We start from the raw sequence: 22,384 nt of genomic DNA on the forward strand, positions 1-22,384 counted from the left end.
TGACGGTTTTTTCGTGTGTGTGACAAAATTACCCAATAAAATCAAAATGTTAGATATGTGCAGATTCGCAAACTAATTTGCGAGTCAACAGATAAGAGTCGTTGTTGTGTGCGGGAAACTGTTGGTATCACAGTTCAGTGATTCATCGCTGAGATAAGAATCAATAATTAAAACCCGTCGTGCTGGAGCGCCCTGAAAGATGATCAACCAAGTTTCGGAAGTTGGACCACAGGAAACTTGGGATGCTCTGAAAGAGACCCCAGATGCGGTGATGGTGGATGTGCGGACACAGGCCGAATGGTCGTTCGTTGGTCTGCCAGACCTGACCGAGTTGGGCAAAGAGCCACTTTTGAACCAGTGGGCCACTTTGCCTGGAATGCAACAAAACACATCCTTTCTGGATGATTTAACACGCCAATTGGATGGGGCTGCTCCGTCCAAAATATTTTTTATGTGTCGATCTGGTGTCCGCTCTTTGTCAGCGGCGCATTTGGTGGCGGAGGCCTTTGCTGCAAATGGCCAAAGCGTTGAATGCGTAAACATCATCGGTGGGTTCGAAGGTGACTTGGACCAATCCCGCCACAGAGGAAATGTAAACGGCTGGAAAAATAGTGGATTGCCTTGGCGGCAGTCTTAAAGATTTTGGGGACAGTATGACAATTGAAGTTTGGGGATCTGTTCAAGATCGGCTGCGCAAGGACTTGGGCGCGGACGCATTTAAGAACTGGATTGAGCCACTAAAATTCGAAGGCCTTGAAGGCTCTGTCGCGCGATTCCATGCGCCGACAGGATTCTTGGGCAATTGGGTTTCACGCAATTATTCCGATAAAATCCAAACGCTGTTTGCAGAGTTTGGAGCGGCTGTTGCGCGTGTTGAATTTTCGTCGGGTTTGGCCAAAGCGGCCCCTGCGGCGGATAAGAAACCTGTGCAGCCTGTGCAGAAAGTTCAGAGCACTGGGTCTGCTGATTTGCCAGGCGCGCCGCTGGACAAGCGGTTCACGTTCGATAATTTCGTTGTGGGCAAGCCAAACGAGCTGGCGCATGCGGCGGCCCGACGTGTGTCTGAAGGTGGCCCTGTTACGTTTAACCCGTTGTTCCTGTATGGTGGCGTTGGTTTGGGGAAAACCCATTTGATGCACGCGATTGCATGGGATGCGAAGCGCCGTAATCCAGATGCGCGGGTTCTTTATCTGTCTGCGGAACAGTTCATGTACCGTTTCGTGCAGGCGTTGCGGTTTAAGGACACTATGAGCTTTAAGGAATTGTTCCGATCCGTTGACTTGTTGATGGTGGATGATGTGCAATTCATTGCGGGCAAGGACAGCACGCAAGACGAGTTTTTCCACACGTTCAATGCGCTGGTGGATCAGAACAAACAGATCGTGATTTCTGCGGACCGTGCGCCCGGTGAAATTGACGGCTTGGAAGAGCGGATCAAGTCACGCCTTCAGTGGGGGTTGGTCGTGGACCTGCACCCGACGGATTACGAATTGCGTCTTGGGATTTTGCAAACAAAGGCGGAGATGCAAGCCGCCCATTATCCCGAAGTGAAGATCGCGGATGGGGTGATGGAGTTCCTTGCACATCGGATTTCCACCAATGTGCGGGTTCTGGAAGGGGCGCTGACGCGGCTGTATGCTTTTGCATCGCTTGTGGGGCGTGAAGTAACGTTGGATGTGGCGCAGGAATGTCTGGCAGACATTTTGCGGGCATCGGATCGCAAAGTTACGGTGGATGAGATCATTCGCAAAGTGGCGGATCATTATAACATTCGCATGACAGATATCCTATCGCCGAAACGGGCACGGGCGGTGGCAAGACCCCGTCAGGTTGGGATGTTCTTGGCCAAGACTCTGACGTCCAAATCATTGCCTGAAATCGGTCGTCGGTTTGGCGGGCGGGACCACACAACGGTGATCCATGCGGTGAAAAAGATCGAAGAGTTACGCTCTGTCGATAATCAGATCGCAGAAGATGTGGAATTGCTGCGCCGTATGCTGGAAGCGTAAAGCGGCCGCAGGATTGATTTAGCAGGCGTATCGGAAACGATGCGCCTGTTTTATTTTGTCTTGATCACGCGCGCGATGCGTTTGCCGATTTCACGGCTGCCTTTGATGGATGGGTGGATCATGTCCGCGCCGTGAAAGCTGCGGTCTCCGTGCGGTACAAGATCGCGAACGGAGACATGGAACACGCCAGAATCGGTTTTGGCAAAGGCCTTCATGCGGCGTTCCAATTCATCCCCTTCATTGCGGCAGTGTTCGATGGGTGATCCGGCCCCGGGGCTGCGAAGATAGCCCACATAAATCACCTTTGCCCCCGTTTTGCGGATCTTTTTAATCAGTTTCGGGATAGCGCCTGCGCCATTGCCGTTTTTCGCGGCGAGTTTGTTGAGTTTGCGATCACAGCGTGAACAGCCACAGCCCAACCAAAGATCATTGCCGCCACCGTTCATGATGACCCAATCCCAATCACCTTTGCGGTATTGTTTGCCGATGTTGAGCCCTAAGCTGCCCGTGATGGGAAGGTTATAAATAATCCGTGCGCCCAGAACGGAGTTGTCTTTCACCTGCATGCCTTTGGCCCGTTCCACGTAATTGGACACGGCGCGCCCTGAAATGCGGTGTGCTGCCAACATAGAATCGCCAATGGCCAAGATGCGCGGCTGTTTATCCTGCGCCGCGATTGGCGTGCTGGTAAAAGCAACCATAGCAATGAAAAGCGTGGCATGAAGACGTTTGAACATAAGAAACCCGAAATTGGTTAAGTGAATTTAAGTTTCATCTGTATTAGTGAAAAATTTGTGACGACATCAAAGAAAATTACGCATTTCTAAAATTCCACCAATTTGTGTGGATTTATAGCACTGAAGACCGCTTTGGCTTGACCCTCGCGCCCCTCCCATGCTTTGTGAAACAGAACTTGTATTCGAGGCCATTTGGCGTAGAGTCTGCGGCCCACGCAGCACCATAGGCAACCCAAGGAGCGGGACATGAAAGTCAGTATCGAACGCAGCGCATTGCTCAAGGCTATGTCGCAGGCTCAATCGGTTGTGGAGCGGCGCAATACGATCCCAATTCTGGCCAATGTCCTGATCGAAGCGGAAGGATCATCCGTCAGTTTCCGCGCCACGGATTTGGATATCGAAGTGGTGGATAAAACCCCTGCCATGGTAGAGCGTGCGGGTGCGACAACGGTTGGCGCACACACGTTGCATGAAATCGTTCGCAAACTGCCAGATGGGGCGATGGTTGAATTGGTGGATGATGGCGCATCTGGGCGTTTGGATGTGATCGCTGGGCGGTCCAACTTTAGCCTCGCGACACTGCCTAAAGAAGATTTCCCTGTGATGGCGTCGTCTGAATACGATTGTAATTTCAGTGCGAACTCTGCGGTGTTGCGGCGTTTGTTTGATAAGTCAAAGTTTGCGATTTCTACTGAAGAAACACGGTATTATCTGAACGGTGTTTACATGCACGCGGCAGATGGGGATGGCGGGCAAAAACTGCGCTGTGTGGCGACAGATGGCCACCGTTTGGCACGCATTGATGCGGATTTGCCGTCGGGTGCTGATGGGTTGCCAGGTGTGATTGTGCCGCGCAAAACGGTTGGCGAGCTGCGCAAATTATTGGAAGACGATGATGCGGATATCGCCGTGTCTGTGTCTGAAACCAAGGTGCGGTTTGCAACGCCAGAAATCACGCTGACATCTAAGGTGATTGACGGGTCTTTCCCTGATTACACACGGGTTATTCCGCAAGGCAACACGCGCCGTTTGGAAGTGGACGCGGCGGAATTTGCCAAAGCAGTGGATCGGGTATCAACCGTGTCCAGCGAACGGTCTCGGGCCGTTAAATTGGCACTGGATGAGGATCGTTTGGTTCTGTCCGTGAACGCACCAGACAGCGGTGCAGCGGAAGAAGAACTGGCAGTTGCTTACGGGGATGAACGGCTGGAAATCGGGTTTAACGCGAAATACCTGTTGGAAATTGCAGGCCAAGTGGACCGTGAAAACGCGGTGTTCATGTTCAATTCTTCGGGCGATCCAACTCTGATGCGCGAAGGCAACGACGAAAGCGCTGTTTACGTCGTGATGCCGATGCGGGTGTAACGGATTTGGCGGCTCCGTCACTGGCGCTGCAAAGCCTGACGCTTTCTCATTTTCGATCCCACAAGCGGACCGTTCTGGAAACAGACGGACGCCCTGTGGCGATTTATGGTGCGAATGGGGCAGGCAAAACCAATATTCTGGAAGCAATTTCGATGCTGTCGCCTGGCCGTGGTTTGCGCGGGGCGAAAGTGGATGAATTGGTGCGATCCCAAGAGGCCGTTGGCTGGAAGGTATCGGGTGTTTTGCAAAGTCTGAGCCAAGTTCACGAGGTGGAAACATCTTTTGATGGGACGGGCTCGCGCAAGGTTCTGATTGATGAGAAAACGGCTTCGCAAGCGGCGCTTGGTCGGATTGGGCGGGTGGTTTGGCTGGTTCCTGTGATGGATCGTTTGTGGGTTGAAGGGGCCGATGGGCGGCGGCGGTTTTTGGATCGGATGGCCATGAGCTTTCATCCGTCGCATGCAGAGGCATCGCTGACCTATGAGAAGGCGATGCGCGAACGCAATCGGATGCTGAAAGACGGGGTGCGTGACCCAAGCTGGTACAGCGCGGTAGAGGCGCAAATGGCCAAAGCAGGGGCGGTGATCCATAAAAACCGTCTAGAGGCGCTTGAGATGTTGGCGGCAGCGCAGGAACAGGCCGACACGGCGTTTCCTGCGGCGGAGTGTGCGTTGGTGCATGCAGAGGGAATCGAAATGCCCGCAAGTGATGAAGATCTGGCGATGGCGTTTGCTGACAGTCGCCCGCGGGATTTGATGGCAGGGCGCACGTTGGTGGGACCACATCGCGCGGATTTGGAGGCGGTGTATTCCGCGAAGGGCGTGGCGGCGCGGAAATGTTCAACAGGGGAGCAGAAGGCGCTTTTGGTGTCGCTGATCCTTGCCAATGGGCGGGCGTTGGCCGCGGAGTTTGGTGCGCCACCGATTTACCTGCTGGACGAAGTGGCTGCGCATTTGGACGCGGATCGTCGCGCTGCGCTTTACGACGAAATTTGCGCGCTGGGCGCGCAGGCGTGGATGACGGGCACAGGGCCAGAATTGTTTGAGGATTTGGGCGACCGTGCCATGCGATTGGATGTAACAGAACACGCGGGTGTGTCATCTGTGGCCGTGGTTTGAGGAGAGAGTGATGGATGCACAACGGGTAACGATGGTGACGCTGGCTGTGGCAGATTTGAGCGTGTCGCGCACGTTTTACGAACAGCTTGGCTGGATTGAGGCCGAGGTTGGCAACGACGACATCGCGTTTTACAAATTGCGGGGGCTGTTTTTATCGCTGTATCGGCGGGAAAAATTGACCAGTGATATTGGCATGCCGATCAAAAAACGTGCCACGGGGGCGATCACGCTGGCTACGAACTATGCCTCACAAGCCGAGGTGGACGCGGCATTTCAGGCGGCGCTGGATGCGGGGGCCGTGGCGATTACGCAGCCAGAAGAGGTGTTCTGGGGCGGATATTCGGGCAACTTTGCCGATCCTGACGGGCACATGTGGGAAGTGGCGCACAACCCGTTTTGGTCGTTTGACGGTGATGGGTATTTAGTAGGGGAAGCGTGATGGATGCTGTATCCCCAGACATGCGCCGCATCATTGATGCGCGATTGGCTGACATCGCCAACGAAGACGAAGTCAAAATTCTGCTGGCCATTGAATCGGGGTCGCGGGCATGGGGCTTTCATTCACCAGACAGCGATTACGATGTGCGATTTATTTACGCGCGACCCGTGGATTGGCATTTGGGTTTGGAAAAGAAGCGGGACGTGGTGGAACGACCCATCGATGATGAGTTGGACTTTTCGGGATGGGATATCGGTAAAGCTCTGACGCTTGCCCTCGGATCAAATGCCGTAGTGGCGGAGTGGCTGCAATCACCCATTGTTTACGCAGCACATCCCGAGTTCATCAAAGATTTAACTGAATTTTGTGCGACCGTTTTGGATCGGAAATCGGTATCTTGGCATTATCTGTCATTGTATGCGCGGCAGGAAAAACGGGCGCGATTGGATGATGGGCAGATTCAGTTGAAGCGATATTTTTACATGATCCGCCCGATACTTGCGTTGCGTTGGATGCGCATTACTTCGGCCCCGATGCCGCCAATGGACATGGCCAATTTATGTGCTGGCGCAGATTTGTCTTTTGCACAACAGGATGCGCTTGATGGATTGACCGAACAAAAGAAAGCCATCAGTGAACGCGGACAAGTTGGCGCATCGGTGCCTATTCTTGATGAATTGATGCGGGAGGAAGAGAGTCTGACACGCGCTTGGCTGCAATCAGCCGAGCCAAACAAGGCCAAACCAGATCACTGGGCTGTGGCCAGTGATTTGAATCGAAAATATGTTCGGATGGCAGGAATATGACCGCGTCTTTTCTAGACCTGCTGTTCTATGCGGGTGCGATTTTTTTGTTGTTTGCGACGCCTGGTCCCGTTTGGGTGGCGTTGATTGCGCGTGCGCTTTCTGGTGGGTTTCACAGTGCTTGGCCGTTGGCGCTCGGTGTGGTTGTGGGGGATGTGTTGTGGCCGCTGGTGGCGATTTTTGGGGTGAGCTATCTGGTGTCCGTGTACGCCGATTTCATGTTCGTTCTGAAAATTATTGGTGCGATCATGTTTGTGTTCATGGGGGTACAACTGCTGCGTAAACCTGTGGCGGCGATGGGGAAGTCTGACAGTCGTTTGACGCGGCCTAGTATGTGGGCGGGGTTTATGGCGGGGCTGTTGGTGATCCTGTCCAATCCCAAGGCGATTTTGTTTTACATGGGGGCGCTGCCGAGTTTTTTCGATTTCCGCACCATTACGGTTTGGGACATTGCGGCGATCTGTTCGATTTCGTTGATTGTGCCGCTGCTCGGCAATGTGGCGCTGGCGGCGATGGTGGATCGGATGCGGGTGTTTTTGGCATCCCCTGAAGCGATCCGTCGGCTGAATGTGGTGTCTGGTGTGCTGTTGATCGGCGTGGGTTTGCTGATTGCAGTGACCTAGCGGAACTGTGATTTTTCAGTCCGTGAAGGGCGCGGTACACAGACGCACATTCAACCCGAAAGGACACGTTATGAAAAGAACTCTGATTGCCGCCGCAGTAGCCGTTATTTCTATGTCCAGCATCGCGAAAGCTGAAAGCATGATTGCAAAAAATTCCCCGCATTCTGTCGCTGAAACCATTGACCGATTGGCCGCTGCTGTTGAAGGCGCTGGTGCCAAGGTGTTTGCCCGTGTGGACCACGCGGCGGGGGCTGCGAGCGTGGATATGGAGCTGCGTCCAACGCAGATGTTGATGTTTGGAAATCCAAAGCTCGGCACACCAGCGATGCTTGCGTCACAGACCATGGGTCTTGACCTGCCATTGCGGGTTTTGGCGTATCAAACAGAAGATGGCAGTGTTGTTGTCACCTACCAAAACCCTGCAAATATGGCGAAAGCCCATGGTGCGGACGCCGATTTAGAGGTGTTCAAAAAGATGACAGGTGCGCTGAATAAGCTGACTGAAAAGGCGATTTCTGAGTAACCGTTTTCACAGTTACGACCTGTAAAGAGCGTGCCTTTGGCGCGCTCTTTCGCGTTTTGGTGCGGGAACCGAATTGTCTACAAAATCTTGTGACAAACACTCTTAAAACCTCTATAAATTGTGGAAAATAACGAGGGTCAGTCGCATGTCAGACGAGCAAAATACACCAGAAGAATACGGTGCAGATTCTATTAAAGTTCTCAAGGGCTTAGAAGCTGTTCGTAAACGACCTGGGATGTATATCGGCGACACGGATGATGGGTCTGGTCTGCACCACATGGTGTATGAGGTCGTGGACAACGGTATTGACGAGGCGTTGGCCAAACATGCGGACTTTGTTTCTGTCACAATCCACGAGGACGAGAGCGTTTCTGTGCGCGACAACGGGCGTGGGATTCCTGTGGGTATCCACGAAGAAGAGGGCGTGTCTGCGGCAGAGGTGATTATGACCCAGCTGCACGCCGGCGGGAAATTTGACAGCAACTCGTACAAGGTATCGGGCGGTTTGCACGGCGTGGGTGTGTCGGTTGTGAACGCGCTGTCTGATTGGTTGGAATTGCGCATCTGGCGTGATGGCAAAGAACACACCGCGCGGTTTGAGCATGGCGACACGGCGCGGCATTTGGAAGTTGTGGGCGATGCCAATGGCGAGACAGGAACCGAAGTGCGGTTCATGGCATCGACAGAAACATTTTCGAACCGCGATTATTCGTTCAAAACGCTGGAAAACCGCTTGCGCGAATTGGCATTTTTGAATTCTGGCGTGAAAATCATTTTGCGCGATGAACGCCCTGCCGAGCATCTGGAAACAGTGCTGCAGTATGAAGGTGGCGTGAAGGAGTTTGTGAAGTTTCTGGATCGCAGCAAAGAGGGCCTGTTGTCCGAGCCGATTTATGTTGTTGGCGAAAAAGATGACATCGGTGTCGAAGTGGCCATGTGGTGGAATGACAGCTACCATGAAAATGTGCTGCCGTTCACCAACAACATCCCACAGCGCGATGGCGGCACGCATATGGCGGGCTTTCGGGGTGCGTTGACGCGGACCATAAACAATTATGCGCAAAGCTCTGGCATTGTGAAGAAAGAGAAAGTGTCGTTCAGCGGGGATGACGCGCGCGAAGGTCTGACCTGTGTGTTGAGCGTGAAAGTGCCTGATCCAAAGTTCAGCTCGCAGACCAAAGACAAGCTGGTGTCATCCGAAGTGCGCCCTGCGGTCGAAGGTTTGATGAACGAAAAACTGGCGGAGTGGTTTGAGGAAAACCCCGTTGAAGCGAAAAACATCGTGACCAAAATCGTTGAGGCCGCGCTGGCCCGCGAGGCGGCACGTAAGGCGCGGGAATTAACGCGGCGCAAGACGGCGTTTGGTGGCACATCGTTGCCAGGCAAACTGGCGGATTGTCAGGAACGGGATCCGTCAAAATCTGAAGTTTTCTTGGTGGAGGGTGATTCCGCTGGCGGATCAGCCAAGCAAGGCCGAAGCCGCGAAAATCAGGCGGTGCTGCCGTTGCGTGGTAAGATCCTGAACATCGAACGGGCGCGGTTTGACAAGATGCTGACGTCCGAACAGATCACCAACCTGATCACGGCGCTGGGCACAGGGATCGGGCGCGACGAGTTCAACATCGAAAAACTGCGCTATCACAAGGTGGTCATTATGACCGATGCCGATGTGGATGGTGCGCATATTCGAACGCTGTTGTTGACGTTCTTTTTCCGCCAAATGCCCGAACTGATTGAAGGTGGGTATTTGTACATCGCGCAGCCGCCGCTGTTTAAAGTGGCCCGTGGTAAATCCGAAGTGTACTTGAAGGATCAGGCGTCACTGGAAGATTATCTGATTGCGCAAGGGATCGAAGGATCGTCACTGACGCTTGGGGATACATCGGTGATTGCAGGGCAGGATTTGGCACGAGTTGTGGAAGAAGCCCGCAATGTGCGGTTCCTGTTGAATGCGTTCCCGACCCATTACAACCGCCATGTTTTGGAACAGGCCGCGCTTGCGGGTGCGTTGGTTCCAGGGCGAGTGGACGACAACGCGCAAGGGGTTGCTGATGCGGTGGCAGAGCGTTTGAACAAAGTATCGCTGGAATACGAACGGGGTTGGACAGGGCGGATTACACAGGACCACGGCCTGCGGTTTGCGCGTATCCTGCGCGGTGTTGAAGAAAGCCACACGATTGACGGGAAGGCGTTGCGCTCTGGCGAGGCTCGCAAGCTCGGGGGGATGACCGAGAGTCTGCAAGAGACATACAGTTCACTGGCGACATTCACGCGGCGTGACAACGCGCATCCGATTTTTGGTGCGACCGATCTGTTGAACATTGTGATGGAAGAAGGCGAAAAAGGTCTGTCATTGCAACGCTACAAAGGTTTGGGCGAAATGAACCCAGATCAGTTGTGGGAAACCACGCTCGACCCAGAAGCGCGCACGTTGTTGCAGGTGAAGGTCGAAGATTTGGCCGATGCGGATGATCTGTTCACCAAACTGATGGGCGACGTGGTGGAACCGCGCCGCGAGTTTATCCAACAGAATGCGCTGAGCGTGGAGAATTTGGATTTTTAAGGTTTCCTAATCGCTGCCGGCTCATTTCTTACCAATTCCCTAACCTAGACGCGTCTTACAGCACGCGTCGTGTATGACGCGTCTGGGTTAAGGTTTTGGTAAGACTCGCAGGCATTTGCTGATCTGCACAAATCCTGCACATTTCCTCCGCCAGACCTGCGAGAACGGTCCTGCATGACGTGACCAGACATGGTTACGGAGATGCAAGATGTCAGAGAAAGTATTCAAAGGCGTTCCACGGGCATTGGTGCTTGATGGATGGTGGATGAGCGCAGATGCGCAGTTTGAAGAGCCGAAATCGCGGCCTCAGTTGCGCGATCAATGGGGCAGCCAAACGCGGCGGCGGTTGGTTTTGCTGTTTGCTCTTTTGGCGCTAGCGGATGTTTTGTTTTTTCAGCAGGCCATCGGTATTTCGCTGGCGGTTTTTGCCATCGTGATTTTTGCGGCGGCGGCATTGGAAGATGACAATTTTCAATTTCAGGCGGGGCCGATTGTTGTGCTGGTCTTGGGTTTGTTGCCCATTGTGGACTATGTGCAGTTCTTTTCCGTCGTATTTTTGGTGGCTGGCGTGATCGTGAGTGTGGCGTGGCAGCGGTTTGGTGTGTCGCACAGTTTGGACGGTGTGCTGTATGCGTGCAAAAGGCTGGCGTTTTATCTGCCAGTGGGGGCGGTCCAGTCCATTGATGACTGGATTAAGTCACCCGTTGGCGCGGTGGATGTGAACAGTGTGTTCAAAGGGTTTGTGCGCAATTGGGCGTTTCCCATTGGCGGTGGGTGTTTGATCCTAAGCCTGTTGATTGCGGCAAACCCTGTGTTGGAGCGGGTGTTTTCTGACCTGTTTGATGTGGATTGGGATGCGAAACGACTGGTGACGCGGGTTTTGTTTTGGCTGGGCATGGCGTTTCTGGTCTGGCCGTTTCTTTCCGTTTCAGCGCAAAGATTGCAGCGCCCGATTGGGCCGATGCCGAAACGGCGTGTGTTTGGGTTTGGCCTGCATGCGCAATCCGTTTCCAATGCGTTGTGGGTGTTTAACGGGCTTCTGTTTGTGCAACTGATCATGGATGGGGCCTTTGCGATTGGCGGCGATCTGCCCTATGGCGTTGGCTATGCGCAGTATGCGCACCGTGGGGCCTATCCTTTGGTGGCGACGGCGCTTTTGGCGGGGTGTTTTGCCTTGGCGGCACGTCCGTTTCTGGAAGAGGGCCGTTGGTTGAAGCCATTGATGATTGTGTGGCTTGGGCTGAACGGGTTGCTGACAATTTCGTCCATGTATCGGCTGGGGATTTATGTGGATGCCTATGGCTTGACCTATTTGCGGATACGGGCGGCCATTTGGATGGTTTTGATTGTGGTCTGGCTGGGGTTGATTGCCGTTCAGATCATCCGATCAAAGGCCAATGGCTGGTTGGTTTTGCGCAGTTTCGCATTGGGCATTGGGGCGCTGTACATGGGGTGTTTCATCAATTTTGCCGAGGTGATTTCGCGGCACAATGCGGGGCATGAGAGATTCAACAGAATTTCAAATTATTCGTTTTGCAAATTGGTCGGAACGTCCAAAACGGCAAATATGGTCGTTCTTCGGCGCGGCGGCTGTGTTACGAACTATCCTTTGCCCGAAATTGATGGTTGGCGCGATTGGGGGTTTCGGGAATGGCGCGTTGCGCGGTATGTGGAAGAGGCGCGTGCAAAAGGGGGCCGTCATGAAAATCTTGGTCGTTGATGATGATCCACAGATCCGGGACGTGGTGTCCATTGCCCTGACCCGTGCTGAATTTACGGTGGTTACGGCATCGGATGCGAAGCTTGCGCTGATCCATGCAAACCGTGAGGCCCCCGATCTGATTGTTTTGGATGTGGGTCTGCCAGAGATGGATGGGTTTGAGGTGTGTCGAAAAATTCGGGCCACGTCTGATGTGCCGATCCTGTTTTTGACGGCGCGTGATGATGAAGTGGATCGCGTTGTCGGGCTGGAGCTGGGTGCAGATGACTATGTGACCAAACCCTTTAGCCCGCGAGAGCTGGTGGCGCGTATTCGAGCGATCCTGAAACGGGTGCAGGGTGGCGGAGCATCGCGGGCGGTATCGCATGGGGCGATTACGCTGAATATGGCGGCCCATACTTGCAAAGTGGCTGGCCAAGACGTGTCCTTAACTGGGACAGAGATGAAAGTGCTGGCCAAACTGATGCAGGCACAGGGCAAGGCGGTGTCTCGTGTGGCGCTGATCAACGATCTTTGGGGCGCGTCGAGCGCGGTGTCCGATCGCACGCTTGACAGTCATCTGCGCAACTTGCGGGCCAAGCTGGCCACGGCGGGGGCACAAGATGCCATTCAAACGATACACGGTGTGGGCGTGAGGATGACACTATGACCAATCCAGAAAAATGGCGCCCATCATTATGGTTTGTTTTGGGTGGAGCGTTGGCCAGCACGTTGCTGGTATCGCTGATTGGGATGGTGATCCTGCGGTATTGGGGTGCGGAAATCGGATTTCGTATGGCGGCCTATGTTTTGGCTGCGGGCATTGGCGTGATAACAATCATTATTTGGTTGTTGTTGTTGCGCCTGTTGTTGCGTCCTGTGACGGCGCTGCAATCTTATGCCGAAGACATTGGCGCAGGCCGTGATGCGCCGCCACCGACGCATTTTGGCACCAAGGAGCTGCGTTCGATGGGGCAGCAGGTGATGCGCATGGCCAGCACGCTTTCGAATCGGGAACAGACGGTCCGCAATTTCACCGACCATGTGATCCACGAGGTAAAGACCCCTGTGACCACCGTTCAGGCGGCCACAGAAATGTTGGAAGACAGCACCGATTTAACCGATGACGATCGGCAGTTGGTAGAGAAAATCCGCAAAGCAGGCAAACAGATGCAATCGCAGTTGGCTTCGCTGCGGGAAATGGTGATGGCCCGCGAGGCGAATTACCATGGAACGGTTCAGTTGGTCGCGATCTATGAAAAGCTGATGCGGGACCATCCCGATATGGGGTTCCAAGTGGATGGTGGCGCGGTTGAATTGCCACTATCCGGGGATGGATTGCGGTTGGTGCTCGGGCATTTGATCCAAAACTCGGCGGCGCACGGGGCAACAGAAATCGCGTTGTGGGCCAGCGTGGATCTGTTGATTGTGCAGGACAATGGCAAAGGTATCTCTGCGGGCAATCAAGGCCGCGTTTTTGATGCGTTCTTTACCACGCGCCGCGAAACGGGTGGAACAGGCATGGGCCTGTATATTGTTTCGAGCCTGCTTCAGGCCCATGGCGCGGATATTTCGTTGGTTCCTTCTGATACAGGGGCCCGATTTGAGATCAGATTTTCGACAAATTAGGGCTTTTGCGCATCTTTACGGGCTGTGTTGCGGGTAAGGTTGCCTTTTCTCTTGATATTTTGGGCTGCGGGGGCCATGTAACCGCGCATGAAAGGTGGCCAACGGATGCGCCACCCAAGCTGGAGAAAACATGGCTAAAGAAGAACTTCTCGAATTCGATGGTGTCGTTGTCGAGCTTCTGCCGAACGCGACGTTTCGGGTAGAGCTGGAAAACGGCCATGAAATTATTGCTCATACTGCTGGCAAGATGCGCAAAAACCGCATTCGCGTGCTAGCCGGGGACAAAGTACAGGTGGAAATGACACCTTACGATTTGTCCAAAGGGCGCATTAACTATCGTTATAAATAATGATCCGATGGGAGTGATCCCATGGGATTGATTCTGGGTTCTGCCAGTCCACGGCGGCTGGAGTTGTTGGCGCAAATTGGCATTGTGCCTGATGAAGTGCGCCCAGCGGATATTGACGAAACCCCGCTGAAGGATGAAGCGCCGCGCGCCTATGTGCGCCGTTTGGCTGAGGCGAAGGCCCGCGCGATTACTCCTGATCCGTTTGATGTGGTACTGTGTGCAGATACCACCGTTGCGGTGGGTGTGCGGATCATGGAAAAACCTGTGGATCGCGCCGAGGCGCAGAAGTTTCTGTCCCTTTTGTCTGGTCGACGTCATCAGGTTATTACAGGCGTGGCGGTGCGCAAAGGCAGCCAAGTGATCGTAAAAGATGTGATGAATCGCGTGCGATTCAAACGGATTTCTGATGCGGAAATGACCGCGTATCTGGATAGCGACGAATGGCAGGGTAAGGCGGGTGGCTATGCCATTCAGGGCCGTGGTGCCGCGCTGATCCCGTCCATTAACGGGTCATATTCGAACGTGGTGGGATTACCGCTTGCGGAAACAGCGGCCATGTTGGCAGGGGTTGGAATACGATGAAAAAGGGCCGATTGGTTATTTTGGATCAAATCCAAGGGCGTGATTGTGCGGCCTTGATTGACAACGGTCGTTTAACGGATTTGCTGATTGATCCAGAGGGGGATGCCCCGCGTCCTGGTGCGATTTATCGAGCGAAGTCTTTGCGACCGATGAAGGGCCAGAACGGTGTCATGCTGGATTTGGGCGGCGGGCACACAGGGTATCTGCGCCATGCCAAAGGGATTTCTGCAGGGGAAACCATGTTGGTGCAAGTGTCGACCCACGCTGAAGGGAACAAAGCATCACCTGTGTCCCCTAAGCTGTTGTTTAAAAGTAGATATTGCATTGTAACGCCAGATGCCAAGGGTCTGAATATTGCGCGAAAAATCCGTGATGAAGAAGAACGTGATCGCTTGTTAGAGATTGCGCATGAAGCGTTGTATGGGGCTGATCCATCGCTGGGCCTGATTATTCGATCTGTGTCCGAAGGTATCGAGGCAGACGCGATTTTTGATGACATCACTGCGATGCGCACAGCGGCAGAGGCAGTTGTTGCGGAACATGCGGGTGCGCCAGACCTGTTGTTCGAAGCAGAGCCAGCGGCGCAAATTGCATGGCGCGAATGGGTCGATCCTGATCCAGATGAAGTGATGCAAGAGCAGGGCGGATTGGAGTTGTTGGGATTTCAGGATGCCATTGAGGATTTGTTGTCCCCTGCTGCAAAGCTAACGGGTGGTGCGTGGATGGCGATTGAACCCACGTCTGCGTTGGTTGCTGTTGATGTAAACACTGGCAATGACACATCTTTTGCTGCTGGGTTAAAGGCGAACCTTGCCGCCGCAAAAGATCTGCCGCGTCAGTTGCGGTTGCGTGGTTTGGGTGGGCAGATCGTGGTGGATTTCGCCCCGATGCCGCGCAAAGACCAGCGACAAGTGGAACAGGTTTTGCGGGCAGGGTTTAAGGCCGATGGCATTGAAACTGCCCTTGTGGGGTGGACAGGCTTGGGCCATTTTGAATTGCAACGCAAACGGGAACGTTTGCCCCTGCAAGAGGTTCTGTCATCATGAGTTGCCCGATCTGTGAAAAAGAAACAGATGCCAAGTATCGCCCGTTTTGTTCTAAACGCTGTGCGGATGTGGATTTAGGCAAATGGCTGAACGAAGGATACGCGATTCCCGGTGGTGCGACGGATGAAGAGGACGGTGTTTCGTCCGATTTGATACCTGATGAACCAAAATTGCACTAAGGCGTTAGAATCTGCTTGCCAGCCTTCCAGTGCTATCCTAAAACGCCACGACCCTAGGATGGCTTTGACCATTCAACCCGTGCCCGGGTAGCTCAGGGGTAGAGCAGTGGATTGAAAATCCTCGTGTCGGTGGTTCGATTCCGCCCCCGGGCACCATTTATCAAGCAATATCAATGACTTACATAAGTAACATACACGCTTAAGTTGTGTAAATCAAAAACACACCTTAAACACACTTTTTGCCGTGTTGCTGAGTATTTTAGGCGCTGAATCACGGTGTTGAACACAGTGTTGGCTCGTGCTGTGTTGCGGACACTGTGTTGGCAGAGTTTTGGGCGGACGTGGTTTGGGACACGATTGGTGTAGTTACCAACACCGTGGGTGTTAGGAGGCCCCACACACCGACGTGGCCAATTTCAGTACTAAAAATATGACGAGTCGATCTAATGCTAGACTACGAGATCGCCTGTTATGGGCATCGTGTGACGATCTACATCATTGTATTCTTGCAAGAGAGGTCTTTGGCTGTCTAACCAATTTACCCCACGTTTGATATTTTCGTCTAGCATTTCGCTGTCTCTAACAACTATGGCAACAACTTCCTCTTTAGTCCGCATTAGACGGTGGTCACCATCAGCGAACGCTTGAGCGTGCCAGTCTTGGATATTTTGCAAGAATTCATCAAAACATTCAGGCTTGGGTTTGAAACGAACAATCGATAGTTTTTTTGGCATTCCTCAACTCCTTTGTATTTACACTACTTGTTTACTGAAACACCTGTCACGTACCATTCACTAGCTTTACCGTTCACTTTTTTTGCAAAGAAAAACGCGTTAACCTTCCAATCTTCTCCTGAGCCAGTGTGCGTGCCCGCCATACAATCGTCCGTGTCCTGTATGATCACGTAGTCATCAATAGAAATACAATCTCCACTCACTAACCATTCTAACGCTTCCGTTTTGCTCCTGTGTGTTCCTGAGCTTATTGACGTAAACACAAAATCATCTGTGGTGAGAGCGTCTAACTGCGACGCATCTTTTTCCCGGAACCCGTGACGGAAAGCATTCAAAAAATCGGTGGCTGTTGGCATTTTTTATTTCCCTTTTATTTGCGATATCGCCACGCATGAAGTCAGCATCACGATGAAACTTGGTCCAGCATGAGTGTTAAAGTGGTTAGCGCATTCGAAGGCTACCTTTCCACAATCGGAGTGACCTCAAAATTCCCCATTTCAAGGATTGGATCGAAAGCAGTATCAAGTTGCTCAAAGGTATCAGCCTCTAGTACCATGAAAGCCGTATGTTCTAGGCGATTGGAATAGTGACCATGCACCTTGATCCCGTGATCGCCGACGCTTGCTAATGTATCCCTGAATAACGGGAATTTTTCTGGATGATGCGCTTGGCACGTCGAGTAATCATGCGTGAGCTTGACCATAAATAACATTCTTCAATCCTCACCTAATTGTGCGCGACTATCGAAAAAAAGCTCAGGAAGTGGAGGCGGCGGTGCGCTCACATCTAATCCATGAACCTCGGCGGCGAATTCAGCAAATTCAGGAGGCATTGTAGACACTATTTGTGCCCAACTCGCAGCAGGATCATTTCCTTCCATTGTAATGATGAGAAAACCTCCTGCTGGTGTCTGCTGTAAGAATGATCTTTCATGAACACCGGCTGCTTCTCGTGAGTTTGCAAATTCAGGTGTAGCGTTTACCTGCTCCATCATCGCTTTCCACTTGTCCAATTTGCCCGGTAAGATTGGCATGCACATAGCTAACATTGGCATTGTCTACTCTCCTTTTGGATGTTTCAGGTTACTTGATCGGCGTCGCGCCCGTTTCAGTGCGAATGATTTTCCCATCTTTGAGCAGGTTGACAACCATCACGGCCTCTGATGTCCCATCTGGGAAAGTCATAAGTGAGTGCTCAACCATGATCTCTTCGTTTTCATAGAGACACCGTTGGTTGCTGAAGCTTAATGTATCGCTTTCCATCATAGCCGTTAATGTAGGCATCCAGTCTGATTTGCTAACCTCCGCACCCAACTGATGCCGAACAAAAACGAAGTCTTCATGCAAACAATCCAGATAACCTTCAATGTCCTTACCATCCTGGGCGGCTTTGATTTTTTTGTAGAGCGACATCTTTCATTCTCCCCACATGCCAGCAAACTCAAAGACAACTGCTTGTTTGCCGCCCACACACCAAGCGTCGTGATTTGGTGAGATGGCATATGCGTCACCCGCAGTGTAGGTTGCCTCGGAGCCGTCGTCGCATACGCAATGAATTGTACCCTCTATAATGATCCCAACATGCGTTGCTTTGCAGCTGGCTGTACCCACGATCGGCTTGATGTCCTTCGACCATTTCCAATCTGGTGCGAGTGTGAGCTTCATCACACGCTGACCAAGAACGTTAACAGCTTCCATACGAGCGTTCGGCATATCCTTGGCTTCATCGGCTTGAGACGCGAAACTTTTCACTTCTATCGGCATTATTCTTTCCTTTGGTTTAATTATTGGATTTCATTAAGCGAGTAAGGCGCCACAAATTTTCGACAAGTCAAAGAACCAAGCCCACATAGAGCAGAGCGGTGCATACGAAGGCCGTTACCCAAGCAGCGGTTCGGAACCAAACGATCCCGAGCGCGTAGAGTGCGACATATGCAATTCGAGCGAGCAGGAACGTCAGCATCAGTTGATCAGCCAAATTGTCGGCGGCATCGGACAGATGGGTCATCAAAACTGCAGGTGCTACCAAAGCGAGCGCAAGCAGCGAGTTATTCGCGGCGCGTTCCATTCGCCCAGCAAGGCCTGTCAGAACGAGATCTTCTCGATTGCCGGCAAGCGTCGATAGCCCAACCTGCTGGGCCGCTACCAAGACTTGCGCCAAGATTACAATAACGACAATCAACCCGTAAAATGCCAGATAGAGTATAAAGTCTTGCATATGTTCGTCCTCCAATCGGTCAGTTTCGTAAGTGCCTAAAGGATGCCAGCAATTTTCGTGATTGAACGCATGTCGATTTCGAGACCGTTCATCAGCTGCCCAAATTCAGGACTGGCCACCAAAGCGTCGTAGGTTCTCTCAATCGCCGACATGTCAGGATAGGTTACACCCAACATGTATGTCCCAAGATCAGACCCAGTAAGTGTTTGTCCCATGCGCATGGTCTGTGCACCTGCTGATTTGAACACGGGCGCGGTCTTGTTTAGCAAATCTAGCATTGCAGTTTCTTCCAAAGACCGACGATGGGCCCTCGTCAACATCAGATACTTGGGCGTTGGCTCAAGTTTTGGCTCAAATTCGATCGGTTTACCCCGAAATACATTTCGAGCAAAGGGCGCTACAGCGTGATCGCTGACCATACGCGAATAGGCGGAGGACTGCGGGATCATGTTCATAACGCTCTCAAATCCTTGTAGGTCATCAAAGAACTGAACATTCACCAAAGCCCCGGGATAGCGGCCTGAGATCACGCTGCCATATGTCACGCGAACTGCGCCATTTTGTCGGCAGTCCTGCGCGAAGTTGGCCAATTCGTTCAAAGCGCCAGATCTGCTTGCTGCGGGGCAAGTAGCTGCGGTGATGGCGATAAATTTGGGAGTAGACATCCGAAAGCCTCCAGTTTTTTTTGAACTAACCATTTCTTAGAACAGGTTGACCTGACGCAGATGTACCGTCTAGTCTGTATGTTAAAGTGGTTTGGAGGCATGACATGCTTGACTTGAAAATCGTCGAAGAGGAAATGTGCCCAATCGGCCTGGCTGGACACCTGCTTATTGACAAGTGGATCCCAATAATTATCCGCGAAATTGCGTTATTTGATCGACGTGGCTTCAACGAGATATTGAAAAACAATCGTGAAGGCATTTCCTCGGCATCGCTCGCTTCACGCATGCAACACATGGTGCAGCTGGGCCTATTGCGTGTCGAAAAAGCAGACGATCATGCGCAAAAGAAAAACTATTTTCTGACTGAAGCAGGTATCGCTTTTGTGCCTATATTGTTTCACTTGGCCAGCTGGACTGCTGAGTTTCGCAACCCAGCGCCGGACATTGTTGAGCTCACCAGTCCATTTCATTCAGGGGACGATGATTTGAAAAAGAAGCTACTCGAACGGCTGCACCAGATTCATGTGACGAAGACGATTGAACCAACGCCTTTGTGGTGGCTGGCTGATAACCTATAAATTTTCAGTTACACGTGGCTGCGCGTTCGACAATATCAACTTTAAAGCTTCAACAACCTTGAATCTGCTTCAACTACCAAGCGCTAAACCCTCAAACACACACTTTGATAGACTTGTTGGTGCTTTGAGCCATATTGTTTGGCAAGGAGCAGGACATGCGGCAGCTGCGTGACGACACACATCTGATACTGGACGGCGAGGTGCGGGTGTATCGACGTGAGCGCAGCAAGCGCTGGCAGGCGGCCTTTGTAATTGATGGGCACACTATCCGCGTCAGCACGGGCAAGCGTGATTTGGCTGAGGCCAAGGAGTACGCCCGCGAGACGTTTCTTGAGTATAAGTTCCGCCACAAGAACGACCTGCCTGTTGTCACCAAGAAGTTCTCTGACGTTGCCAAGCTGGCCATTGCGGACATGCGCAAGCAGCTGGATGCTGGCTTAGGACGCAAAGTGTTTGCAGACTACATCGTGTGTATTGAGCGCTACCTCATCCCCTTCTTTGGCGCACAGTATGTAACCACCATCGATTACGAGAAGGTGCAGCAGTTTTACGAGTGGCGGCGTGCTAAGATGGGGCGTGAGCCAAAGGCTAGTACGCTGAACACACATAACTCAGCCATGAACCGAGTGTTTGAGGAAGCTGTGGCACGAGGCTTTATCGCGCACAAGAATGTGCCACTGCTGGTAAATCGTGGTGAGAAGAGCGAACGCCGTCCAGACTTCACCCGAGAAGAATACGCCACACTGATCCGCAAGCTGCCCAGTTGGATCAACGCAGGCAAAGCAGGCAAACCCACGGATATGCGGCACCTTATGCGGGACTACGTGTTGATCATGGCCAATACAGGCATGCGGCACGGCACAGAGGCGCTAAACCTCAAGTGGAAGCACGTGACGCTGTTTGAGGAAAAGGATCTGCAATACTTGGAGATGAGCGTGTCAGGCAAGACTGGTCGCAGAGACATCATCTGCAGGTCAGGCACGATTAACTATCTCAAGCGCATCCATGAGCGCAGTGAAGATATACGGCACATCCCTTTTGAAGACTTGCTCAAGCAGCGTATCGATCTGCCCGTGTTCAGATTGCCCGATGGTACTGTCAGCAAGAACATCCACCAGACGTTCCGCAAGTTCCTCACAGACACAGGGCTGATCATATGTCCGCGCACAGGGCAGAACAGAACGCTGTATAGCCTGCGCCACACCTATGCGACCTTTGCCCTGCTCAACGATGGGATGGACATACATGCTCTCGCCATACAGATGGGCACAAGCATTGGCATGATTGAGCGGCACTACAGTCATTTGACGCCGCGCTTGAAGAAGGACATGCTCACAGGCAAGCGGTATGACTTGTCAGCAGACGAATTTTTGGCAAAGAATAATACTAAATAAAGTTGGGGAATATGTCATGAGCGTAGACTGGAAAAAGCTAGACGGATTAATTTTAAAAGTCGTCTCCGATAGCACAGCCTCGGTAATAGAAGCTGCAAATTTTGACCTAGGTACTGATATCTCAACTTATCCATCTTTGAAAATTGCATTTGATGGATTTGGTGACGATGGTGAAGACGAGACGATGGCGAGCTTTGCTTTATTTGTGCATGAAGATTCTGCTAACCCGGATTTCGTCTTTCCCCCACATGAAGAAACGCCCTGGGCAATTGTCCAAAGGCCCACTGAAGAAGCTATAATTTACTGCTGGTATAATCGCGACGAAAACGAATGGGATATTTTGGAGCCTGAAACTGAAAATGAAGAGGCACTAAGCCCAGAAAACCTCATTTCAATTTTAACCAAGATTATCGGCTAGAGTAACTCCACCGCTTCGCTCAGCTGTTCTGAATTCACGTCGATGTATCTCTGGGTCGTGGATATATGCGAATGCCCCGCCAGTTCCGCCAGCAATCGCACCCCTACCCCCTTATTCGCCAACCTCGTGATGTAAGTGCGTCTTCCCGAATGACTGGATGCGTCTTTAAGACCTAAAGCCTTGTAGATGTCGAGGAACAGCTGGCACATGGTGTTGGCCGAGAAGTGCCCGCCCTTTTGGCTCTCAAACAGTGGGCGCTGTGGGTCGGTGATGCGTATGAACGCGCTGTATTCCAGCAGTGCTTTGCGCAAGCGCTGGTTCAAATACACAGTTCGTGTGTGCCCACCTTTGCTTTGCTCTCCACTCAGGATGAACTGTGTGCGCACTGCACCTGCTTCGTCAAACACGTTACCCACAGTCAGCGCAGCAATCTCCTTGGCCCGCAGCCCTGCGTAAAAGCTGGTGAGTATGATTGTCTCATCGCGAACCGGATGACGACGACTGCGGCAGTACTGTATCACACGGCGAAGCTGCGCATCACTGAGTGTCTGTGCTTGGCGCATGGCCCTATCTCCTCAAAACCTAATCATTTGTTAGCTTTGAGTGTAAAGTCTGAGGTATTGGTTGGGCGACCGGAAATGGCACCAAATGGTCTGACAATGAATTCAATGACTTAAGCGAAAACCTCATACTATGTTGATTATATGAGGTTTT

29 protein-coding genes and 1 tRNA gene are annotated in these 22,384 nt (G+C 52.3%); 20 read left to right on the forward strand and 10 right to left on the reverse strand.

Features of this window, described 5'->3' with window-relative positions; translation table 11 throughout:
• Positions 1–199: 199 nt before the first annotated feature.
• The gene (locus tag QBD29_RS00005; protein WP_280099324.1) at positions 200–637 is read left to right on the forward strand and encodes a rhodanese-like domain-containing protein; all 438 of its coding nucleotides are present in this window, start codon (positions 200–202) and stop codon (positions 635–637) included.
• A gap of 16 nt (positions 638–653) precedes the next feature.
• On the forward strand, positions 654–2,009 hold the full coding sequence (gene dnaA, locus QBD29_RS00010; protein WP_280099325.1) for a chromosomal replication initiator protein DnaA: 1,356 nt from the start codon (positions 654–656) through the stop codon (positions 2,007–2,009).
• Between the two features lie 50 nt (positions 2,010–2,059).
• Here dnaA and QBD29_RS00015 read toward each other — a convergent pair whose 3' ends face one another.
• Positions 2,060–2,746 (reverse strand): SGNH/GDSL hydrolase family protein, encoded by a 687-nt coding sequence (locus QBD29_RS00015; RefSeq protein ID WP_280099326.1) that lies wholly within the window; start codon positions 2,744–2,746, stop codon positions 2,060–2,062.
• Positions 2,747–2,992: 246 nt separating this feature from the next.
• Between QBD29_RS00015 and dnaN the strand changes: the two genes are divergently transcribed.
• From dnaN to QBD29_RS00090, 15 genes are all read left to right on the forward strand, one after another.
• Entirely contained in the window at positions 2,993–4,111 is a 1,119-nt protein-coding gene (dnaN, locus tag QBD29_RS00020) for a DNA polymerase III subunit beta (RefSeq protein WP_280099327.1), read from the forward strand.
• Between the two features lie 5 nt (positions 4,112–4,116).
• Complete coding sequence (gene recF, locus QBD29_RS00025) at positions 4,117–5,229, forward strand: DNA replication/repair protein RecF (RefSeq protein ID WP_280099328.1); 1,113 nt, start codon at positions 4,117–4,119, stop codon at positions 5,227–5,229.
• 10 nt (positions 5,230–5,239) lie between these two features.
• The gene (locus QBD29_RS00030; protein WP_280099329.1) at positions 5,240–5,668 is read left to right on the forward strand and encodes a VOC family protein; all 429 of its coding nucleotides are present in this window, start codon (positions 5,240–5,242) and stop codon (positions 5,666–5,668) included.
• Complete coding sequence (locus tag QBD29_RS00035) at positions 5,668–6,474, forward strand: nucleotidyltransferase domain-containing protein (RefSeq protein ID WP_280099330.1); 807 nt, start codon at positions 5,668–5,670, stop codon at positions 6,472–6,474. Before QBD29_RS00030 ends, QBD29_RS00035 begins: the two co-directional genes overlap by 1 nt.
• Positions 6,471–7,094, forward strand: coding sequence for a LysE family translocator (locus tag QBD29_RS00040; RefSeq protein ID WP_280099331.1), 624 nt, complete (start codon positions 6,471–6,473; stop codon positions 7,092–7,094). The genes QBD29_RS00035 and QBD29_RS00040 overlap by 4 nt, the downstream gene beginning before the upstream one ends.
• A gap of 70 nt (positions 7,095–7,164) precedes the next feature.
• Positions 7,165–7,617: a DUF302 domain-containing protein gene (locus QBD29_RS00045; protein WP_280099332.1), complete on the forward strand. Its 453-nt coding sequence runs from the start codon at positions 7,165–7,167 to the stop codon at positions 7,615–7,617.
• A gap of 145 nt (positions 7,618–7,762) precedes the next feature.
• The gene (gene gyrB / locus QBD29_RS00050; RefSeq protein ID WP_280099333.1) at positions 7,763–10,180 is read left to right on the forward strand and encodes a DNA topoisomerase (ATP-hydrolyzing) subunit B; all 2,418 of its coding nucleotides are present in this window, start codon (positions 7,763–7,765) and stop codon (positions 10,178–10,180) included.
• Between the two features lie 208 nt (positions 10,181–10,388).
• Positions 10,389–11,900: a DUF4173 domain-containing protein gene (locus QBD29_RS00055; protein ID WP_280099334.1), complete on the forward strand. Its 1,512-nt coding sequence runs from the start codon at positions 10,389–10,391 to the stop codon at positions 11,898–11,900.
• Positions 11,881–12,549 (forward strand): response regulator transcription factor, encoded by a 669-nt coding sequence (locus QBD29_RS00060; protein WP_280099335.1) that lies wholly within the window; start codon positions 11,881–11,883, stop codon positions 12,547–12,549. The genes QBD29_RS00055 and QBD29_RS00060 overlap by 20 nt, the downstream gene beginning before the upstream one ends.
• Complete coding sequence (locus QBD29_RS00065) at positions 12,546–13,508, forward strand: HAMP domain-containing sensor histidine kinase (RefSeq protein ID WP_280099336.1); 963 nt, start codon at positions 12,546–12,548, stop codon at positions 13,506–13,508. The genes QBD29_RS00060 and QBD29_RS00065 overlap by 4 nt, the downstream gene beginning before the upstream one ends.
• A gap of 130 nt (positions 13,509–13,638) precedes the next feature.
• Complete coding sequence (infA, locus tag QBD29_RS00070) at positions 13,639–13,857, forward strand: translation initiation factor IF-1 (RefSeq protein ID WP_280099337.1); 219 nt, start codon at positions 13,639–13,641, stop codon at positions 13,855–13,857.
• Between the two features lie 21 nt (positions 13,858–13,878).
• On the forward strand, positions 13,879–14,439 hold the full coding sequence (locus tag QBD29_RS00075) for a Maf family protein (RefSeq protein WP_280099338.1): 561 nt from the start codon (positions 13,879–13,881) through the stop codon (positions 14,437–14,439).
• Positions 14,436–15,485: a ribonuclease E/G gene (locus QBD29_RS00080; protein ID WP_280099339.1), complete on the forward strand. Its 1,050-nt coding sequence runs from the start codon at positions 14,436–14,438 to the stop codon at positions 15,483–15,485. The genes QBD29_RS00075 and QBD29_RS00080 overlap by 4 nt, the downstream gene beginning before the upstream one ends.
• Positions 15,482–15,664, forward strand: a complete 183-nt coding sequence (yacG, locus tag QBD29_RS00085; RefSeq protein ID WP_280099340.1) for a DNA gyrase inhibitor YacG — start codon at positions 15,482–15,484, stop codon at positions 15,662–15,664. Before QBD29_RS00080 ends, yacG begins: the two co-directional genes overlap by 4 nt.
• 81 nt (positions 15,665–15,745) lie before the next feature.
• A tRNA-Phe gene (locus QBD29_RS00090) sits at positions 15,746–15,820 on the forward strand.
• Positions 15,821–16,113: 293 nt separating this feature from the next.
• Here the strand turns inward: QBD29_RS00090 and QBD29_RS00095 are convergent.
• The 8 genes from QBD29_RS00095 to QBD29_RS00130 form a co-directional block, all read right to left on the reverse strand.
• A complete protein-coding gene (locus QBD29_RS00095; RefSeq protein WP_089894211.1) occupies positions 16,114–16,398 on the reverse strand; it encodes a hypothetical protein in 285 nt (94 codons plus the stop codon).
• A gap of 23 nt (positions 16,399–16,421) precedes the next feature.
• Positions 16,422–16,754: a hypothetical protein gene (locus tag QBD29_RS00100; protein WP_072936796.1), complete on the reverse strand. Its 333-nt coding sequence runs from the start codon at positions 16,752–16,754 to the stop codon at positions 16,422–16,424.
• A gap of 101 nt (positions 16,755–16,855) precedes the next feature.
• Positions 16,856–17,110, reverse strand: a complete 255-nt coding sequence (locus tag QBD29_RS00105; RefSeq protein WP_280099341.1) for a DUF3303 family protein — start codon at positions 17,108–17,110, stop codon at positions 16,856–16,858.
• 3 nt (positions 17,111–17,113) lie between these two features.
• Positions 17,114–17,452 carry a hypothetical protein gene (locus tag QBD29_RS00110; protein ID WP_280099342.1) on the reverse strand — a complete coding sequence of 113 codons (339 nt, stop codon included), beginning with the start codon at positions 17,450–17,452 and terminating at the stop codon, positions 17,114–17,116.
• Between the two features lie 28 nt (positions 17,453–17,480).
• Complete coding sequence (locus QBD29_RS00115) at positions 17,481–17,810, reverse strand: nuclear transport factor 2 family protein (protein WP_280099343.1); 330 nt, start codon at positions 17,808–17,810, stop codon at positions 17,481–17,483.
• Between the two features lie 3 nt (positions 17,811–17,813).
• Positions 17,814–18,161, reverse strand: coding sequence for a cupin domain-containing protein (locus QBD29_RS00120; RefSeq protein WP_089894219.1), 348 nt, complete (start codon positions 18,159–18,161; stop codon positions 17,814–17,816).
• Positions 18,162–18,228: 67 nt separating this feature from the next.
• Complete coding sequence (locus tag QBD29_RS00125) at positions 18,229–18,615, reverse strand: MAPEG family protein (protein WP_058123073.1); 387 nt, start codon at positions 18,613–18,615, stop codon at positions 18,229–18,231.
• A gap of 35 nt (positions 18,616–18,650) precedes the next feature.
• Positions 18,651–19,280 carry a hypothetical protein gene (locus QBD29_RS00130; RefSeq protein WP_280099344.1) on the reverse strand — a complete coding sequence of 210 codons (630 nt, stop codon included), beginning with the start codon at positions 19,278–19,280 and terminating at the stop codon, positions 18,651–18,653.
• 104 nt (positions 19,281–19,384) lie between these two features.
• Between QBD29_RS00130 and QBD29_RS00135 the strand changes: the two genes are divergently transcribed.
• From QBD29_RS00135 to QBD29_RS00145, 3 genes are all read left to right on the forward strand, one after another.
• Positions 19,385–19,858 (forward strand): helix-turn-helix domain-containing protein, encoded by a 474-nt coding sequence (locus QBD29_RS00135; protein ID WP_280099345.1) that lies wholly within the window; start codon positions 19,385–19,387, stop codon positions 19,856–19,858.
• A 155-nt stretch (positions 19,859–20,013) separates the two neighbouring features.
• The gene (locus QBD29_RS00140) at positions 20,014–21,252 is read left to right on the forward strand and encodes a tyrosine-type recombinase/integrase (RefSeq protein WP_280099346.1); all 1,239 of its coding nucleotides are present in this window, start codon (positions 20,014–20,016) and stop codon (positions 21,250–21,252) included.
• A gap of 16 nt (positions 21,253–21,268) precedes the next feature.
• Entirely contained in the window at positions 21,269–21,670 is a 402-nt protein-coding gene (locus QBD29_RS00145; RefSeq protein WP_280099347.1) for a hypothetical protein, read from the forward strand.
• Here QBD29_RS00145 and QBD29_RS00150 read toward each other — a convergent pair.
• Positions 21,667–22,233 (reverse strand): site-specific integrase, encoded by a 567-nt coding sequence (locus QBD29_RS00150; RefSeq protein ID WP_280099348.1) that lies wholly within the window; start codon positions 22,231–22,233, stop codon positions 21,667–21,669. The genes QBD29_RS00145 and QBD29_RS00150 overlap by 4 nt on opposite strands.
• Between the last annotated feature and the right edge of the window lie 151 nt (positions 22,234–22,384).

The sequence above is a fragment of the Amylibacter sp. IMCC11727 genome (assembly GCF_029854195.1).
In the GTDB taxonomy this organism is placed as follows: Bacteria; Pseudomonadota; Alphaproteobacteria; order Rhodobacterales; family Rhodobacteraceae; genus Amylibacter.

Excerpts from the sequence above, each read along its gene's own strand:
- QBD29_RS00005 (WP_280099324.1), top strand. The coding sequence starts at position 200 with ATGATCAACCAAGTTTCGGAAGTTGGACCACAGGAAACTTGGGATGCT.
- QBD29_RS00110 (WP_280099342.1), bottom strand. The coding sequence starts at position 17,452 with ATGCCAATGTTAGCTATGTGCATGCCAATCTTACCGGGCAAATTGGAC.
- QBD29_RS00100 (WP_072936796.1), bottom strand. The coding sequence starts at position 16,754 with ATGCCAACAGCCACCGATTTTTTGAATGCTTTCCGTCACGGGTTCCGG.
- QBD29_RS00145 (WP_280099347.1), top strand. The coding sequence starts at position 21,269 with ATGAGCGTAGACTGGAAAAAGCTAGACGGATTAATTTTAAAAGTCGTC.
- QBD29_RS00115 (WP_280099343.1), bottom strand. The coding sequence starts at position 17,810 with ATGTCGCTCTACAAAAAAATCAAAGCCGCCCAGGATGGTAAGGACATT.
- yacG (WP_280099340.1), top strand. The coding sequence starts at position 15,482 with ATGAGTTGCCCGATCTGTGAAAAAGAAACAGATGCCAAGTATCGCCCG.
- QBD29_RS00125 (WP_058123073.1), bottom strand. The coding sequence starts at position 18,615 with ATGCAAGACTTTATACTCTATCTGGCATTTTACGGGTTGATTGTCGTT.
- QBD29_RS00055 (WP_280099334.1), top strand. The coding sequence starts at position 10,389 with ATGTCAGAGAAAGTATTCAAAGGCGTTCCACGGGCATTGGTGCTTGAT.
- QBD29_RS00135 (WP_280099345.1), top strand. The coding sequence starts at position 19,385 with ATGCTTGACTTGAAAATCGTCGAAGAGGAAATGTGCCCAATCGGCCTG.
- QBD29_RS00095 (WP_089894211.1), bottom strand. The coding sequence starts at position 16,398 with ATGCCAAAAAAACTATCGATTGTTCGTTTCAAACCCAAGCCTGAATGT.
- QBD29_RS00075 (WP_280099338.1), top strand. The coding sequence starts at position 13,879 with ATGGGATTGATTCTGGGTTCTGCCAGTCCACGGCGGCTGGAGTTGTTG.
- QBD29_RS00065 (WP_280099336.1), top strand. The coding sequence starts at position 12,546 with ATGACCAATCCAGAAAAATGGCGCCCATCATTATGGTTTGTTTTGGGT.
- dnaN (WP_280099327.1), top strand. The coding sequence starts at position 2,993 with ATGAAAGTCAGTATCGAACGCAGCGCATTGCTCAAGGCTATGTCGCAG.
- dnaA (WP_280099325.1), top strand. The coding sequence starts at position 654 with ATGACAATTGAAGTTTGGGGATCTGTTCAAGATCGGCTGCGCAAGGAC.
- QBD29_RS00040 (WP_280099331.1), top strand. The coding sequence starts at position 6,471 with ATGACCGCGTCTTTTCTAGACCTGCTGTTCTATGCGGGTGCGATTTTT.
- QBD29_RS00045 (WP_280099332.1), top strand. The coding sequence starts at position 7,165 with ATGAAAAGAACTCTGATTGCCGCCGCAGTAGCCGTTATTTCTATGTCC.
- QBD29_RS00015 (WP_280099326.1), bottom strand. The coding sequence starts at position 2,746 with ATGTTCAAACGTCTTCATGCCACGCTTTTCATTGCTATGGTTGCTTTT.
- QBD29_RS00105 (WP_280099341.1), bottom strand. The coding sequence starts at position 17,110 with ATGTTATTTATGGTCAAGCTCACGCATGATTACTCGACGTGCCAAGCG.
- QBD29_RS00140 (WP_280099346.1), top strand. The coding sequence starts at position 20,014 with ATGCGGCAGCTGCGTGACGACACACATCTGATACTGGACGGCGAGGTG.
- gyrB (WP_280099333.1), top strand. The coding sequence starts at position 7,763 with ATGTCAGACGAGCAAAATACACCAGAAGAATACGGTGCAGATTCTATT.
- QBD29_RS00030 (WP_280099329.1), top strand. The coding sequence starts at position 5,240 with ATGGATGCACAACGGGTAACGATGGTGACGCTGGCTGTGGCAGATTTG.
- QBD29_RS00150 (WP_280099348.1), bottom strand. The coding sequence starts at position 22,233 with ATGCGCCAAGCACAGACACTCAGTGATGCGCAGCTTCGCCGTGTGATA.
- QBD29_RS00120 (WP_089894219.1), bottom strand. The coding sequence starts at position 18,161 with ATGCCGATAGAAGTGAAAAGTTTCGCGTCTCAAGCCGATGAAGCCAAG.
- QBD29_RS00035 (WP_280099330.1), top strand. The coding sequence starts at position 5,668 with ATGGATGCTGTATCCCCAGACATGCGCCGCATCATTGATGCGCGATTG.
- infA (WP_280099337.1), top strand. The coding sequence starts at position 13,639 with ATGGCTAAAGAAGAACTTCTCGAATTCGATGGTGTCGTTGTCGAGCTT.
- QBD29_RS00130 (WP_280099344.1), bottom strand. The coding sequence starts at position 19,280 with ATGTCTACTCCCAAATTTATCGCCATCACCGCAGCTACTTGCCCCGCA.
- QBD29_RS00080 (WP_280099339.1), top strand. The coding sequence starts at position 14,436 with ATGAAAAAGGGCCGATTGGTTATTTTGGATCAAATCCAAGGGCGTGAT.
- QBD29_RS00060 (WP_280099335.1), top strand. The coding sequence starts at position 11,881 with ATGAAAATCTTGGTCGTTGATGATGATCCACAGATCCGGGACGTGGTG.